A 15,198-nucleotide genomic window follows, 5' to 3' on the forward strand; every position below is an offset into this window, starting at 1 on the left:
TAGGCTACTTCAGGTGCGTAATTGATACCAGATATAGGACGTATATCATGATGAGACCATCAATTGAAAGGATTCACGATGGCTCGAATGAGTGACAAGGTTGCCCTGATCGTCGGGGGCGCCAAGGGTATCGGCTTGGCAATTGCAGAGCGGCTTTCTGCCGAAGGGGCGAAGGTCTTCATCACCAGTCGTAGAAGTGAAGATGCCGGGAAGGCGGCCAAGGGTATCGGCAATGACGCGGTCGGCATTGCCGCCGATGCCAGTGTCCCCGAAGATATGGTGGAGGCTGTCGGAAAAGTGCGAAAAGCATGCGGCCGTATTGACGCACTCGTATTGAATGCGGGTCTCTCCGAGCCTGCGCAAATCGCGGACATAACGCCAGACCACTTCGACCGCCACTTCGGCGTCAACGTCCGCGGGATGGTTTTCGGTCTGCAGGCGGCTCTCCCCGCGATGATAGGAGGTGGATCGGTCGTCCTCGTTGGATCCATCGCCGATAGCGCGGGCTATTCTTCCTACGGAACCTACGCCGCCACCAAAGCGGCCGTCCGTTCCTATGCCCGAACCTGGACGGCAGAACTCGCGCCCAAAGGTATCCGCGTCAACGTTGTTGCGCCCGGGCCAACGGATACGGAAATGATGGCTGCGGTTCCGGAAGACATGCGTGCAGCACTTGTCGCTCCGATCCCGATGGGGCGAATGGCGCGGCCTTCAGAAGTCGCTGCAGCCGCCTTGTTCTTGTTGAGCGATGACGCGAGCTATATCGCCGGTGCCGAACTGTGCGTCGACGGCGGCTTGCGGCAAGTCTAAGGAGCTCTCAACGCGCTGTACCCGATCCTCAGTAGGTCGGGTATAGCAAAACGCGCCGGACGATAGATCGACTTTGAGCCGGAGCCGTTCAACATCGAAAAGAAGTCACTGAACATTGATCTTGTTAGCGCCTCCTCTGTCCTCGGCAAACCCCGTCTGCCTGTCATGAAACGTCGGCTTCGGGCCGGCCATCACAGAAGCCGCGCCGCCCTGCCGCTGCGCCGAGTCGCGCTGTTGTAATAGCTCGACGCTTGTGGAATCGAGCGATGGCGTGATTGTTCCATCGCTTCGGGAAGAGGGATACCGCGGTTCGCTGCTTCAGTCAGGTATCCTGACCGCAGCCCGTGCGCCGAAAAATCTCCAGCATCCAATCCAGCCAATCTCGCCCGCCGCTTGACGATATCGTTGACCGCCTTCGGGTCGAGTACCCGGCGGGATACATTGCCCCAACGGTCGATCGCCCGAAACACACTGCCGCTGTCGATCCTGGCGGCGGCCAACCAGGCGTTCAGCGCGTCGACCGGCCGACCGACGAGATAGACGACTTCATCCTGGCTGGCCCCGGAGTTCTTGGTACGGCCGAGATGAATGGAGAGCGAGGGGAGGGGGAGATCCTCGCCACCCTTTACTGGCGCCTCGACCGTCAGCTGCTCCTTGCGCAAACTGGCGATCTCGCTGCGCCGGCGGCCGCCGGAGGCAAAGGCAACCATCAGGATCGCCCGGTCCCTGATATCGCGCAGGCTGTCGCCGCCGCAGGCGGCCAACAATTGGGCAAGGACGTCACCGGTGACCGCCTTTGCACTCTTGCGCCGTCGAGGCCGCGGCACGGCGCGCACCGCAAGCCGAATGGCGGATTTCAGGGCAGGGGAGGGAAAGGCGCCGTCGAGGCCTCGCCACTTCGTCAAGGTCGACCAGCTGGCGAGCCGCCGGCGCACCGTGTCCGGCGCATGCGGTCCGGCAGCCCGCAGGAAGCCACCCTCCCGCAAGACCCGGTCAACGGGGGCCGGCATGCCATGATCGGGATCGCTCTCCCGTTTCGCCGGATCCCACAGATGATGGGCGACGAATTTTAAAAGCAGTGCTTCGGGCGCTGGCCAGGGCAGGGGAGCGCCGGTCGCGGCAAGCGACCAGGCTTCGAGGTAGGCCAAGTCGGACGACAGCGCCCGAACAGTATTGTCGCCCATCCCCTCGTTGACCAGATGCCGCAGCGTCTCGACGTCGGCGTCGGTGAGTAGTTCGGCGAGCTTGTCGCGCCGGTCGATCGGCAGGATGGCGGCGATGGTGTCGAGCGCTTCGGCCCGACGTTCGACATCGCTCGCAGGTGGTTCCGACGCCAGGGTCATCCGACGCTCTCCGCCTGTGGTCGCCAGCGCGCGATGATCGCTTCGATTTCGCTGCGGTAGTCGTAGGGATAGATGACATCCTCCTCGCGGGCGAGAAATGTGAAGATCGTCGCCATGTCCTCGGCAATATCGCGATCGACATTGGCGAGATCGGTGAGATCGAAGCCGCCATGCACTTCGGCGTTCCACCAGGCCAGCAGGAAATTCGCCACCCGCCGGCCCTGGCCGGTGTCTTCGTGGGCGACGTTCAACAATTTCTCCAGCGCAAATCTCACTCGGTCTTCGATCACTCTGTGTCCTTCACTGCGACGACGACGGGTGAAGTTTCAGGTCCGTCTTCCCAAAATCCTGACCCTTGAATAGGAGCGGCGCCTTGGCGATTGCGGCCACCGCATAGGAAAAACAGTCGCCCATGTTGAGGCCGGCCGGATGACGGCCCTTACCGAAAAGTTCAAAAGCCTTCTCAGCGGCGTAGTAGTGCCGCTCACCAAAAGCCACGGCGGTGACATTTGGCAAGGCAACCAGCTGTGAAATGATTGTCGCGGCATTGGGAAAGTTCTTGCCGGCCAGCACCATGCGCGCTTCAAGTAAGGTGGGCCACCCGATCACGATCTCCTCACCGGTAACCAGCGCATGAAACTGTTCAGCTTCAGGCTCGCCGAGTGCGGTGGCGACAATGACCGACGTATCGACGGCGATCATTTCGGTAAGCCGTTTTCGTCGTAGAGGTCATCATGCGCAGAGGTTGTGCCGGGCGGCACGGATCGTCGGCCTTCGACCATCAGTTCCCAGAGCGCGTCACCAGGCGTCTGCGTCGGGTTTTGCCGCAGTTCCCGGTCGTAGCGCTCGAGCGCGATTTCGACAAGCTTGTTGATCGGCTGGCCGGTGCGCTTCGCCAGCGCATGGGCGAGATCCCTGGCCTTGGTGCTGCGGACGGAGAGTTGCGGTTCGGACATTGCGTTTCCTCATCGAAATCGTGCCTGAAATATAGCGGTCGGGGCTTCAGATGGCAAGGGAAACAGGATTGGATGGCTTACATTCGATAAACATCACTTATCGATGGTTAGCATTCGCACTTCAGGTCATCATAGGTGACGGAAGCTAGTGAACCGTTGGCTTCGGCTATAGAAAAGAACAGCGTTAATCCATATGGTTAACGAGGCGCAAACACCAGCAACTTCCGCGAAGTGGCGATAACGGCGACGCTGAAACCATAGGCAACCGAGGCAGACCGAGCCTGCCATCGACGCGACGGGAAGCTCGGCTGGCCACTGACTGAACCAGTATGTAAACGGAGTTCGGCCCGATCGCTCGTTCCGGCTATGCCGCTTCCCAGACCTGGTTCAGGATTTTTGCCGCGAGCGCCGCCTTGTCCTGCGGCGGCGGCGGATAAAGGGGAGCTGGGCATGCGTGTTGCGGCGGTCGAAAATCAGGTGCGGCGAATCGTGGCTGATTTCAACGCCGGCCGTTTGGACCAGGCGATGTCCTTGCGTGAGACAAGCTTGCGGCAAAATCGGAGCGACCCGACCCTTAACCACCTTTTCGCGGCGATTCTGTTCGGCAAGGGCGATGCTGCAAAGGCAAGCATCTATATTGAAATGAGTTTGGCGGACACGCCTGATAACGCGCCCGGCCGACTGCTTGCCGGCCGTATCGCGCGGTCGTGGCGAGATTTCGACCGAGCTATATTTCACCTCAGTCGCGCTGCCACATTATCTCCGAGTGTCGAAATTCTCCTTGAACAGGCTCGCACTTTCGATGTCGCCCGCGATCGGAACCGGGCAGCCGGCGCTCCACTTCCTTCCATATTTGCGTACTATCTGCGTTGGTCGCAGCTCTCTTGCCACTTGACGACGATTTTGCAAACGCAGGTCCGGCCCGCAGTAGAGAAGGCGACACCCGCAGCTGGTTTAGCGCCGGCACCGGTCCCTTCCGGCCAGCCGGAGGCGCAGACAAAGATACACGCACAACAGCTGCAAACCCAGGCCGGTAGTGCGGCCGGGCCGCTGCGAGCGGGCGGGCTGACAAACAGGCCGCAATCTGCCGCAGCAGCAAAAACGCAGCCCGAAAAAGCGCAGCCGCAGAAGCTGACGAGGGGCACGCAACCGCCGCTTTAGGGTGCAACCCCCGACGCGCATGCGCTTCCCGGTGCGAAGGGCCAGCCGCGATTGCCCGGGGCCAATGCGCCTGCCGTCAAAGATCAGAGGCGGATTACCAAGGCCACGGCACCAACGGCAGCTGCAAATGCGAAGCCGAAGGGAGGCGGCTCAACTTTGGAACCTGAGGTTCACAGCCTGCAGACAAAGCCTGCGACGACTGCAATTATTGACAACACGCCAGCAAAGCCCGGCCTTCGCAATAACAGCGAACCGCAGATCCGCAATCAGCGGCATGTTGCCCCTCCGCCATCCTTACCCAGGGAGCCGCATATTGCAGCGCCGCCACAGGCGCCTGCTCCGAAAGCACCGGCCGAACCCAAGCTGCGGGCCGAACCGAAGCTGCAGTCTCAGCCCAAACCCCAGGCTCAGCCCAAAGGTCACGCCGAACCGAAGCCGCAGCCTCAACCCAAGCCGGCGGCCGTCGAGCAGCAGGCGAAGAGACCGCCTGCCGCCGAAAGGAAGAAATGCGGTGCGCCAGATCAACCCGCATGCCGCTAAGGCAGTTGGCTTAGTCGAGAAAATTGCTTTAAAAGACTGCTGCGGCGCCGCCTGTGAACGTGCGATCGTTGGCTGACATCGGAGGCAGGGAGCAGGGTATATATGGTCTCATCGGACACGGCTTTATTCCGGGCGGCGATGCTATCGTTCCCGCTGATATTCCTGGACCCTCATTCGGCCTTGAGCCAAGAGGCAAAATCCTCCGATAGTCAGTGGATCATAACGCTTGGCGGCTCCGTGGAATACGGTCCCTCCTATGAAGGATCGAAGCACCTTTCCTTCAGCGGCACGCCGTCTTTCGATTTTCGACGCCTCGGCGAAGCGCCCGAATACAGCGCGCCGGACGATAATATCGACTACAGGCTGTTCGACATCGGTGGTGTCGAAATCGGCCCCGTCTTGGGCTTGAGAGGTGGACGGTCGGCATTCGACGATTCCGAACTGCAGGGTTTGCATTCGGTCCAGTGGAACTTGGATGCTGGCGTCGTTGCGCAATACTGGCCGATAGAGGATCGCCTGCGGGTGCGGGCCGAGACGCGTCAGGCACTTTGGGGCGGCGACGGTTTGCTTGCCGATCTCTATCTCGATTGGTTCCAGCCGCTCGGTGATCGGTGGCTGCTGTCAGCCGGTCCGCGCCTGTCCCTGGCAAACGGCACCTATATGCGCAACAATTTCTCGGTTTCCGCCGAGGAAGCCGCAAATAGTGGTCGTGTCGAGGCGTTTGACGCGAATGGCGGTCTCAAATCCATCGGTTTCACGGTGGCCGCCACCTATACGCTGTCACCGGCCTGGAGCGTCCAGATCTACGACAAATATAGCCGCCTGGTGGGCGATGCCGCCGACAGCCCGATTACCTCAAGACTTGGTGCGGCCGACCAGAACGTCATCGGTATCACGCTAAACCGCTCCTTCCAGATCAGCTTTTAAGCCTTGTGCTGCTGCTGTCTCATGCCCGGCGATATAGTCGCGCGTTACGGGAACGACGTCGTTGCGCTTGCTTAGCTGTATCTGGAAAACCACCAGATCCTCGTGGCGGAACGCCGCTTCGGCGCTTGCAAGGTAGAATTCCCACATGCGGCAGAAGCGTTCGTCGTAAAGGGCGGCAGCCTCTTGCCAGCGCGCCAGAAAGCGCTTTCGCCAATGAGCCAACGTCCAGGCATAGTGCAGGCGCAGAACCTCGATATCGGTAACCGCAAGACCGGCTTTTTCAATTTCCGGGAGGATCTCCGACAAGGCGGGAATGTAGCCGCCTGGAAAGATATATTTATCGAGCCAAGGGGTGGTGAAGCCAGGTGTCGCAGAACAGCCGATCGTGTGCAAGACCATGATACCGTCATCTTCCAGCAGGCCCGCACATTTCTCGAAGAAGGCGCGATAGGATGCAAGGCCGACATGCTCGAACATGCCGACCGACACGATCCGGTCGAACCGTCCGCTCAGGCTGCGGTAGTCCTGCAGACCAAACTGGATGCCCGCCTCCATTCGCTGGTGTTCGGCGAGCCGCTTCTGGGCGTAGCCATGCTGCTCCTCCGAGAGGGTGATGCCGAGCACATGCCCGTACGGCACATGCCTGGCGAGATGCATAGCGAGCCCGCCCCAACCGCAACCGATATCGAGCACGCTCTTGCCAGGCTCAAGCAGTAGTTTTGCGGCGAGATGCCGCTTCTTGGCAAGTTGCGCCGCATCAAGCGCCTGGTCCGGGCTCTCGAAATAGGCGCAGGAATATTGCCGGTCCGCGTCGAGGAAGAGTTCGTAGAGGCGGCCATCCAGATCGTAATGGTGGGCGACATTGGCTTTGGAGCAGGCCGGTAGATTGCGGTGGCGGAAGATTCGCAGCCATGTGCGGGCACGATCGATCAACCGGGCGATCAGCGGATGCTTGGCATTCTGCGCCTCACGCAGCATCATCGCCAGGAAGTCATGGAGCGAGCCCTGCTCGATGAGAAAGCGCCGATCCATATAGAGTTCGCCGAGCCGTAGATCGGCGTCGATGAGAAACGACCATTGCGCTGCAAGGTCGCCAAAGGCGACGTTCACCCGCTCTCCCGACCCGTCGCCAAAGGAAAACAGCTGCCCATCGGATGCTGTGACGCTGAGGCAACCGCGGGTGACGATGCGCGAGAGCGCACGCTCCAGGACCCAATTGCTGAACGCCGACGCTGCGGCCTTACCACGCCGGGGAATGAAATTCTGAAGTGCTTGCATCAGCGATCCTTGCTGGCATGGGCGTGCGGCAGGATCGGTCCGGCATCGCGATCACTGGCGAAGCCCGTTTTGTCCGTTGCGCCGGCGATCAGCCAGACACCGGCGAGGATGAGACCACTGCCGACGATTTGAAGGCCTATGACTGGTTCGCCGAAGGCGAGCCAGCCGGTGGCAATGATTAGCACGTAGCTGACGCCGGAAAGCGGAAAGGCCTTGCTGAGGTCGAGTTCGGCAAGCACCGTCATCCAGATGAAGAAGCAGGCGATCTCGACGACGACGGCTGCCAGGATCCAGTGCGAGGTCAGTGCATCCTTAATCCAGGTCGTCGTCCCCTCGGCATTGCCGAGCTGCGTCGCGCCAAACTTGGTAAAGATTTGGAACAGTGTGTTGAGGATAGGCACGGCAAGCCATGTCAGACGCATCGACTTCATCACTTGGCCTTATCCTGCGAAAAGAGCGGGGAGACTAGCCGCAAGAGCGCCTGCAGCAACCGATTGCGGTGGCGGAAGAACATGGTGTTTGCCGTAAGCTGGCTGCCGAGCCGCACTTTGTTTTCATAATAGGCCTGGCCGCTCTGGTAGCGGCAAAGGCCATGATCGAGGCAATAGCGCAGATTGGTGAACCAGCTGAGGAAATAGAGGTTGTAAGGTCTTCCTCGCTCGCCATCCATGCAAAAGAACTTGTCGATGGCGAGCCGTTCGTCATGAACGATCAGGTTGGCGGCGAGCAGCTCGTCGCCGACGAAATAAAGGGCGCAGAACGAGCGGCCGGCCATATGGCTAAGGATGCCTTCAAAATAAGCCGGGGTCAGTTCCTCGAACTGCCACTCGCTGCGATTGCGCGTATCATGATAGAGCGCCATCACCCGTGAAAGCAGATCGCCGATATCGGTCCTGATTTCGACCCTAACGGCGTCAAAGGATTTCAGCTTGCGCCGCATGTCCTTTCGTGTGCCTGCCGACAGTCGGCCCATGTAATTGTCGATGGCCTCGAAATCGATATCGAGCCAGGCGGACGGCAGGGCGCCGACGGCAGCATAATGGCGTTTTGAAAACAGCGCGCCGAATTCGGCGGCAACCGGTGCCGGAATATCCTTGATCCCCATCAGTGCGCAGCCTTCTTCGGCCGCAAGCGCCTCGAAGGCAGTGAGCAATTCGCAAAACAGCGCCTCGCGGCGCTCGTTCGGCACGTCGGGATGCAAGCCAATCGCGCCCGTTTCGGTGCACGGCGAGCCAAGGCAGGCCAGCCGCAGAACGAGAAAACCCGGTACATGCTGGCGCACCCGACGTATCAGCCGGCGCGGCATGCCTTCTTCCAGCGTGGTATCCAACGGGTAGGGGCACAGGAACGCCGGCATGGCGGCGCAGATGTTGCCGTCTTCCACGACGGTCAGGTAGCGCCACTCGAAGTCGCCGATACCGGCGCCTTCTATCGCCAGCAGGCAATCGTAATCCTCGACATGACCACGGAAACAGGCGTTCCACGCCTCGCGGCCGATGGCACGAATCGTCTCATAGATCTGCGTGGTGGGCTCGGGCCTGCCGGAGAGGGGACGTTTATGCGCGAATTGCAGCATGGCTTGCCTCGAAAAAATCCGCCGTGAAAGCCGCGACCTGCCGATGCTGGCGATCGAGATGGATCATGTGATAGCTGTCTTTGATCCATCGCAGTTCGTGCGGACCGCCAATATGCTCGGAAATATAGAGCGCATGTCTGGGATTGCTCAGATCGTCTTCTTCCGCATGCAGGATCAGGGTCGGTGTCTGGATCTGCGGTAGGGTTCCGCGAAGCGCCTTGCCCAGCCGGTGCATTTCTACGATGCCGCGGCCGGGGAATTTCTCGAGCATACCTTCGCCTGCCATACCTTCGACCATGCGCCGCATCCGCTCGTCCTTGATGCCGAGCGAATCATTCTCCCTGAAATTGAGACGGTCCAGGAACGGGATGCGCGACAACCATCCAATATGCGGCGATAGCAATGTATAGTGTCTGGGAACGTCCCAGCCGTCATAGTGGAAGCAGGGCGAATAGATGGCGACCGCCTTTATTAGATCCGGTCGCTGTTCGGCCGCAAGCAGTGACAGCTTGCCGCCAACGCAGATGCCGGCTGCAAATGTCTCCTGCGTGCGCTCGGCCAGGAATTCGCAGGCCTGAAGCACGCTTTTCAGCCAGTCTTCCCAATGCGTCCGGCGCAATGTCCTGATATCCTCGCCGTGGCCGGCCAGCAGCGGCGCATGCACGCTGTAGCCGCGTCGATTGAGCTGGCGGGCGACTAGCTTCATCTCGGCCGGCGCCCCGGTCAGGCCATGGATCAGCAGCACACCTTTGCCGTTCGTGCCTTCCAGGAAGAAACTCAATCCCTCAGACCTCATGCCGAAGCTCCGCCTCGCGGTTTTCCGGAGCCATGAAGCCTAGCGCATGGCAGGTGCTGATCACATGCGTGCCGGCTTTTTCCTGTTCCTCTTTGATCTGTTCGTGCAACGCCACAAGCTTCGTCCAGTGGGTGCGCGGGCGGTAATGATGTTCGGCATGATAGCCATTGCCGAACCAAAGCCAATTGTAGAACGGCTTGTGGCTGCTCACGCCCCAGGCAATCGGTTCGTCCGGATCGCCGTGGAGATGCTCGTAATAGCCGTTCAGCGACGACAGGCAGTTGCCGGCATAATAGAAGGGTGCAAAGAACAGTACGGCCTTCCAGTCGTAGATCAGCGCGATCGCCGCCAGGCCGAGAAAGGCCACAAGCTCGAAACGGCCCCATGCGGCATCGAAAGGACGATTCTTGGCGATGGCCTTATGAATGTCGCCGAGACTGTCGCGAAAGAAGCTCTTCAGCGTATAGGACCAGACGTTTTCCGGTTCGCCGTTGCGGCCATGGCGATAGATCGACAGAAGGTCGATCGTCTCGCCCTTGTCGTCCGGCCGGTCGCTGTTGCCGGAATGATGGCGCATATGCACCCAGTGGTAATAGGTCTGGGAAAAGCCGATCGCCACCGACTCCGTCAGACTGAAGGCGTAGTTCATCCAGCGCGGCTTGAAATAGGGGGTGTGGATGAAATTGTGCGAGATGCTGTTGATGTTCCAGGATATCGACACGGCATAGAGGCATCCCAGGACCCATGAGGCCCACAGCGGCCGGCTCTGGAAACCCGCGATCAGGTAGACGTCGAAAGCGAGATGCGCCACAGCGGCAAGCACGGGAGCGGCATCCCACCTGGTGTGAGCAAAGATTTTCATAGTCCGGTTGCTCCGACACAGGCCACGCCGGCGGTAACGAAGAACACGCCCGTCGCGTGACGAAGGTTGATATTTTCCCTGAAGATAACGGCGCCGGCGACGACGGTCGCCACATAGCTCAGTGCCATCAGCGGGAAGGCGATGGTCAGCGGCACGCTGGCAAGCACAGCCGTCCAGGCGAGCAGTTCGATGGCCCAGAAGGCGATGCCGAGCCAGGTCAGCGGTTTAGTGAGCGTCGCCAGCACGGGGTTGTTGCTTGCGGCTTGCTTGAAGCAGACCTCGCGCGCCGTGTCCGCCAGCACGCAGAACAAGATCAGGCCGAGCATCGGCAATGTGAGGCTGCCGGTCATCCCATCGATTCCGCCAGGACTTCGAGCAGCGCGTAATTCGCGGCGCTGTTGATGTTTCGCACGGCGTCCGCCGCCTGCCGCAGACGCGGTTGATCCATGAAGATTTCGGCCTGTTTGAGAAGGCGGGTCGTGAAGCCGCCGGCATAACTCGGCACCGAATAGTCGCCAATGACATCGGCACCGATGATGCGATGGCGGCTGCCGATCTCGCTGATCAGCGCCATCAGGTACGGCAGCCGCATGCGCCCCTGATCCCAGTTGGTCACGGCGTCATCGGCGGTGAGCACGTCCTTATCGATCGTGAAATAGACCGCCTCGGTGCCGATGCGGCTGAGGATGCGGTCGATGAAATTGTCCTCGCCGATCTCAGAGATGGAATTCCAGTGCAAGGCGCCCCCGTCCTGGTGATAGCTCGCGCCGTTGCCATAATCGGCCTTCACCCGGCTTGGCGGATGCTCGTAAGGATAAAGTTCGAGCTTGCCTTGCCGCAGCCAGTCCAGATTGGCGCCCTTGCGCTCCGGATTGCGCAGGTCGTGGCTGCAGACTCCGACCGTAACAACCTTTTCGATGTAACGGTTTGAAAGGGCGCTGTTGACCCATGAGCCGCAATGCATGCCGCCTCGGAAGTTCACCCAGTCGGGGTGATTGTCGAAATGAACGAGCGTGGTCGAGGCGGGGTGCCGTTCGAGGGCGGCATCGAGCAGCAGGGCGGTCACATGATGGAAATCGCCCGAGCCCATGAAGGCAAGCTGCGGTCCTTTGCTGCGCGGCGGCAGCGACCTTGCTATGTCCCGTCCGAGTTCGGCAAGCATCTTGTGTCTGCCCCATAGTCTGATCGCCTTGCCGCTCAACTTGTCGGCATGGTGGCACGCGCCTGCAAGCGTGCAGGCGCGCACGAAGTCCGGCTGCAACTCCAAAGCATCGTCGAGATGAAGGAGGAGAAGCTGCACTGTCCTACCTCCGGACTGCGCGGGTGAAGAGCTGGTCGAGCAGCGTCAGCGCCAGGTCGATCTCCTCGCGGGTAATCAGCAGGTTCGGGGCCAGCGTGATGACGTTTTTATGGTAGCCGCCGACGTCGAGAACGAGACCGTAGGTCTCGTTGCCGATCTTGAGATCGCCCTTCATGCCCTCGTCGCAAAGCCAGTCCATCGTCGCCTTGTCAGGCGTGAAACCATCTTCCTCGCAGATCTCGCACCGCAGCGCCAACCCGAGCCCGTCGACATCACCGACGATCGCATGGCGCTTCTGGAGCTGTTTCAGACCATCGAGGAAATAAGCCCCCTTCGCCATGATCGCGGCGCCGAAATCCTCTTCCTCCAGCATCTTCATGGTTTCTAGCGCGACGGCGGTTCCCATCGGGTTGCTGGCGAACGTGGAATGGGTGGAGCCGGGCGGGAAGATCGTCGGATTGATCATCTCTTCCCTTGCCCAGACGCCCGACAGCGGGTTGAGGCCATTGGTGATCGCCTTGCCAAAGACGAGAACGTCTGGCGAAACGCCGAAATGTTCGATCGACCAGAGTTTACCGGTCCGGTAGACACCCATCTGAATCTCGTCGACGACAAGCAGGATGCCGTGCTGATCCAAAATCCTTTTGAGCTCGGTGAAGAAATTCATCGGCGGAATGACATAGCCGCCCGTGCCCTGGATCGGCTCGACATAGAAGGCGGCATATTCCGCGCTGCCGACTTTGGGATCCCAGACGCCGTTGTATTCGCTCTCGAAGAGGCGGGCGAACTTGCGCAGGCAATGTTCGCCATACTCCTCCTTCGACATGCCCTTCGGCCCACGGAAATGATAGGGAAACTCGATGAATTGCGCTCTTTCGCCGAAATGCCCGAAGCGGCGGCGATAGCGATAGCTGGAGGTGATCGCCGAGGCGCCCAACGTCCGGCCGTGATAGCCGCCTTCGAAGGCAAACATCAGGCTTTTGCCGCCGGTATAGTTACGCACCAGCTTCAGCGAATCCTCGATTGCTTGCGACCCTCCGACATTGAAATGAACGCGTCCCTTGCGGCCGAATTTGCGTTCCGCGTCCTGCGCGATCATGGCGGCCAGTTCGACCTTCTCGCGATGCAGATATTGCGAGGCGACCTGCGGCAGCCGATCGAGCTGGCGATGAACGGCGGCATTCAGCCTTTCGTTGCGATAGCCGAAATTGACAGCGGAATACCACATCTGCAGATCGAGAAACGGTGTTCCCTTGGCATCATAGACGTAGGAACCTTCGCATTCCTCGAAGAATTTCGGTTCCGCCGAATAATGGACCGTATCGCCGTGAGAGCAATAGGTCTCCTCTAGCGAACGCAGCTCGGCTTCCGACAGGTCGGAGAGCGGCGTCTTTTCGTTGAAGGATTGAGCGTTCACAATGTTCATTAAGGAGGCCTTTCGGTGTTCTGGTTAGGCGATTTTGGATTGCAGCGCCGCACGGCGCTGACGCGCGATGCTCGGAATGACAGCTTTCATTCTGGAAAGCAGGTCGGCGAAATTATCGAAGGCGATGAAAGGGATGTTCTTGTCGCTGCAGTAATCGGCGAGGTTGTCCTTGGCGAAGACGAGGTCGGCTCTGCCGGCGACACAGAAATCGCTCCGTCCGTCGCCGATATAGACCTGCGGCTCGGTGCCGGAGACGACCCGGCACTTGCACACGCCCGAGCTTGACGAACAGCCGGCCGAGTTCGGCGCGGGTGCCAGGCTGTAGCTCTCACGGCCGTCGACGAGGTTGCAGTGAAGCAAGTTGGCGACGACGGGCAGATCGGTGATGCCGTTGCGCATCAGCACATGGCGGATGAAATAGTCGACGCCGTCGCTGACGATCGTCAGGGCCAAGCCGTTGATGCGGCAGTAGTCGCGGAATGCGAGAAAGCCGACGTCGATGGCCACGGTGTCGAGGATCGCATCAAGTTCGCGACGACTTGCCCGGACGAGGGCAATCTGGCGGTGCATGCACTCTGCCGATCCGATCAGGCCATCTTTCCATTGCTGCTCGATATCTTCCCATTCAGGTTCAGCAAAACAGGACAGCACCACGTCCGTCACGTCCTGTATGGAAATCGTGCCGTCGAAATCAGAAAATAGCTGCATCAAATAGCCCTTCGATCTGCCTTGCGGTCGTGTTTACCGACGGCCGATGAGGCAGACCTGAGAGGAAAATGATGCGAAGATGAAAATTGATGGAACGGAGCCCATCTGCACGTTACCGCTCAGGTGGCGCCCAGCCTTAGAATTCGTTGCGATAATAAACCCGCGAAGACGTCGATGTCCTTCCTGGTGGTGCGGTGGTTGACGATGGCACAGCGAATGGTGAGTTCTCCGTCGATCATTGTCCATGAAGGCGCCGCCAGCCCCTGTTCATGCAGGTCGAGGACCAGCCGCTTGAGGTCGTCGGCTCCCATTCCCCTTATGCCGAAGCAGACAATGTTCAAGTCGACGGGAGCCTTCAGTTCGATCTCGTTCAGCCCCGCTAGGCGCTCGCCCAGGTACCGGGCAAGGATACAGGTATGGGCAATCGACCTTCCGATCGCGTCTGTGCCAAGCACGCGCAGCGTCATCCCGGTTTTGAGAGCCCGGGATCCACGCGATAGGTCGGGGCCGAGATCGCAAGGCCAAGTCTCTCCTTTGGTGAGGCCTCGGTTGGTCCTTTGAAGATAGGCGACGTCCTGAGCGAAAGCCTGCCTATGAAGCTCGCGTTCGCGCACCAGCAGAAAGCCTGCATCGTAGGGAACATGGCCCCATTTGTGAAAGTCGAGCGCGAGCGAGGACGATCGCTCTATGCCGCGGAACTTTGCGCGAAGCTCGTCCGAAAACAGCCAGAGCGCCGATCGCACCGTCGACGGGAAACCAGAGGCCACACTGACTGGCGATATTGGCAATGGCTTCGAGGCTATCGATGGCCCGGAATTGACGGTTCCAGCAGTTGCGACGACGAGAAAGGGATGAAGGCCTGCGGCCCGGTCTTCTTCTATGGCGCGCTCAAGCGCCAGCAAATCCATCTGCCTCGCTCGTTCAACCGGGATCGATCGAAGATTTGCCGACCCGATGCCTGCAAGTTCCATGGGTTGAGCGATGCAACCATGCGCTTCGCTGGAAGCATAGGCAATGAGATCGACCCCTATGCCGCGCAGCCCCGCCCGGTGGCTGGGGCGGCCATGAAATTGGCGATCGACGAACCGGTGACGAATACTCCGGAAGCGTATTGCGGATAGCCGACGGTCTGGCCGATCCAGCGCACGATCTGGTTTTCTATATCGATGCCGATGTGATTGCGCCCGCCGCAATTCGTGTTGAGACCGGCGCCGATCATGTCGGCGATCATACCTGTTTGTATCCAGGATCGATCAGCGACAAGGAGACCATTGCGCTCGAGGCGATATGCGCTCCCTCGTCATCAGGATTAATTCTCTGGCCATTGCCGCGTGCTGCGCGGTCGCGGACGAGTTGGACGAAATACTGCTTTGCTTCGCGCGCGGCCGGCTGGGCCAGTGTGCAGCCTGCTCGAGGGCGGCGATCCACCTGAGCCCAAGGCCGAGATTAAAGCTCGGGATAGGCTCGAACGCGAAACGCGCCCAGCAAGCCCGTCCGGCCAGTCGGGCTTGCAGG

Annotated in this window: 18 protein-coding genes; 3 read left to right on the top strand and 15 right to left on the bottom strand. The window is 60.0% G+C overall.

From position 1 onward, the window contains the following. Nucleotides 1-78: 78 nt before the first annotated feature. On the top strand, nucleotides 79-810 hold the full coding sequence (locus tag FHX08_RS25575; protein ID WP_184327801.1) for an SDR family NAD(P)-dependent oxidoreductase: 732 nt from the start codon (nucleotides 79-81) through the stop codon (nucleotides 808-810). Between the two features lie 191 nt (nucleotides 811-1,001). Here the strand turns inward: FHX08_RS25575 and FHX08_RS25580 are convergent, their stop codons facing one another. Genes FHX08_RS25580 through FHX08_RS25595 form a run of 4 tightly spaced genes read right to left on the bottom strand, consistent with a single transcriptional unit; the run spans nucleotide 1,002 to nucleotide 3,109 of the window. Further along, on the bottom strand, nucleotides 1,002-2,153 hold the full coding sequence (locus tag FHX08_RS25580) for a site-specific integrase (protein WP_184327802.1): 1,152 nt from the start codon (nucleotides 2,151-2,153) through the stop codon (nucleotides 1,002-1,004). Next, complete coding sequence (locus FHX08_RS25585; protein WP_184328034.1) at nucleotides 2,150-2,440, bottom strand: hypothetical protein; 291 nt, start codon at nucleotides 2,438-2,440, stop codon at nucleotides 2,150-2,152. The genes FHX08_RS25580 and FHX08_RS25585 overlap by 4 nt, the downstream gene beginning before the upstream one ends. A gap of 13 nt (nucleotides 2,441-2,453) precedes the next feature. After that, nucleotides 2,454-2,855 carry a type II toxin-antitoxin system VapC family toxin gene (locus FHX08_RS25590; protein ID WP_132657884.1) on the bottom strand — a complete coding sequence of 134 codons (402 nt, stop codon included), beginning with the start codon at nucleotides 2,853-2,855 and terminating at the stop codon, nucleotides 2,454-2,456. After that, on the bottom strand, nucleotides 2,852-3,109 hold the full coding sequence (locus FHX08_RS25595; protein ID WP_132657882.1) for a type II toxin-antitoxin system VapB family antitoxin: 258 nt from the start codon (nucleotides 3,107-3,109) through the stop codon (nucleotides 2,852-2,854). The genes FHX08_RS25590 and FHX08_RS25595 overlap by 4 nt, the downstream gene beginning before the upstream one ends. A 450-nt stretch (nucleotides 3,110-3,559) precedes the next feature. Here FHX08_RS25595 and FHX08_RS25600 point away from each other — a divergent pair, with 450 nt between their 5' ends. Together FHX08_RS25600 and FHX08_RS25605 are read left to right on the top strand one after the other, a co-directional pair. Next, on the top strand, nucleotides 3,560-4,270 hold the full coding sequence (locus FHX08_RS25600) for a hypothetical protein (protein WP_184327803.1): 711 nt from the start codon (nucleotides 3,560-3,562) through the stop codon (nucleotides 4,268-4,270). Nucleotides 4,271-4,912: 642 nt separating this feature from the next. After that, a complete protein-coding gene (locus FHX08_RS25605; RefSeq protein WP_184327804.1) occupies nucleotides 4,913-5,737 on the top strand; it encodes a MipA/OmpV family protein in 825 nt (274 codons plus the stop codon). On the opposite strand, the gene FHX08_RS25610 is transcribed toward FHX08_RS25605, so the two are convergent. From FHX08_RS25610 to FHX08_RS31660, 11 genes are all read right to left on the bottom strand, one after another. Beyond that, nucleotides 5,708-7,015: a cyclopropane-fatty-acyl-phospholipid synthase family protein gene (locus FHX08_RS25610; protein WP_184327805.1), complete on the bottom strand. Its 1,308-nt coding sequence runs from the start codon at nucleotides 7,013-7,015 to the stop codon at nucleotides 5,708-5,710. The two genes, FHX08_RS25605 and FHX08_RS25610, sit on opposite strands and share 30 nt — an antisense overlap. Then, complete coding sequence (locus tag FHX08_RS25615) at nucleotides 7,015-7,446, bottom strand: EamA family transporter (RefSeq protein WP_184328035.1); 432 nt, start codon at nucleotides 7,444-7,446, stop codon at nucleotides 7,015-7,017. The genes FHX08_RS25610 and FHX08_RS25615 overlap by 1 nt, the downstream gene beginning before the upstream one ends. Next, on the bottom strand, nucleotides 7,446-8,591 hold the full coding sequence (locus tag FHX08_RS25620; protein WP_184327806.1) for a peptidogalycan biosysnthesis protein: 1,146 nt from the start codon (nucleotides 8,589-8,591) through the stop codon (nucleotides 7,446-7,448). The genes FHX08_RS25615 and FHX08_RS25620 overlap by 1 nt, the downstream gene beginning before the upstream one ends. Next, on the bottom strand, nucleotides 8,572-9,387 hold the full coding sequence (locus FHX08_RS25625) for a carboxylesterase (protein WP_184327807.1): 816 nt from the start codon (nucleotides 9,385-9,387) through the stop codon (nucleotides 8,572-8,574). Before FHX08_RS25625 ends, FHX08_RS25620 begins: the two co-directional genes overlap by 20 nt. Then, nucleotides 9,377-10,249, bottom strand: a complete 873-nt coding sequence (locus FHX08_RS25630) for a fatty acid desaturase family protein (RefSeq protein WP_184327808.1) — start codon at nucleotides 10,247-10,249, stop codon at nucleotides 9,377-9,379. The genes FHX08_RS25625 and FHX08_RS25630 overlap by 11 nt, the downstream gene beginning before the upstream one ends. Next, complete coding sequence (locus FHX08_RS25635; RefSeq protein ID WP_184327809.1) at nucleotides 10,246-10,599, bottom strand: permease; 354 nt, start codon at nucleotides 10,597-10,599, stop codon at nucleotides 10,246-10,248. Before FHX08_RS25635 ends, FHX08_RS25630 begins: the two co-directional genes overlap by 4 nt. Next, nucleotides 10,596-11,549 carry an arginase gene (locus tag FHX08_RS25640; protein ID WP_184327810.1) on the bottom strand — a complete coding sequence of 318 codons (954 nt, stop codon included), beginning with the start codon at nucleotides 11,547-11,549 and terminating at the stop codon, nucleotides 10,596-10,598. Before FHX08_RS25640 ends, FHX08_RS25635 begins: the two co-directional genes overlap by 4 nt. Before the next feature lie 4 nt (nucleotides 11,550-11,553). Next, nucleotides 11,554-12,975 carry an aspartate aminotransferase family protein gene (locus FHX08_RS25645; protein ID WP_184327811.1) on the bottom strand — a complete coding sequence of 474 codons (1,422 nt, stop codon included), beginning with the start codon at nucleotides 12,973-12,975 and terminating at the stop codon, nucleotides 11,554-11,556. A gap of 24 nt (nucleotides 12,976-12,999) precedes the next feature. Continuing rightward, nucleotides 13,000-13,683: an MtnX-like HAD-IB family phosphatase gene (locus tag FHX08_RS25650; protein ID WP_184327812.1), complete on the bottom strand. Its 684-nt coding sequence runs from the start codon at nucleotides 13,681-13,683 to the stop codon at nucleotides 13,000-13,002. A gap of 119 nt (nucleotides 13,684-13,802) precedes the next feature. Beyond that, the gene (locus FHX08_RS25655) at nucleotides 13,803-14,654 is read right to left on the bottom strand and encodes a pyridoxal phosphate-dependent decarboxylase family protein (RefSeq protein WP_246698374.1); all 852 of its coding nucleotides are present in this window, start codon (nucleotides 14,652-14,654) and stop codon (nucleotides 13,803-13,805) included. A gap of 56 nt (nucleotides 14,655-14,710) precedes the next feature. Next, nucleotides 14,711-14,914 (bottom strand): hypothetical protein, encoded by a 204-nt coding sequence (locus FHX08_RS31660; RefSeq protein ID WP_246698375.1) that lies wholly within the window; start codon nucleotides 14,912-14,914, stop codon nucleotides 14,711-14,713. Nucleotides 14,915-15,198: the final 284 nt, after the last annotated feature.

The sequence above is a fragment of the Rhizobium sp. BK529 genome (assembly GCF_014194105.1).
Classification (GTDB): domain Bacteria; phylum Pseudomonadota; class Alphaproteobacteria; order Rhizobiales; family Rhizobiaceae; genus Rhizobium.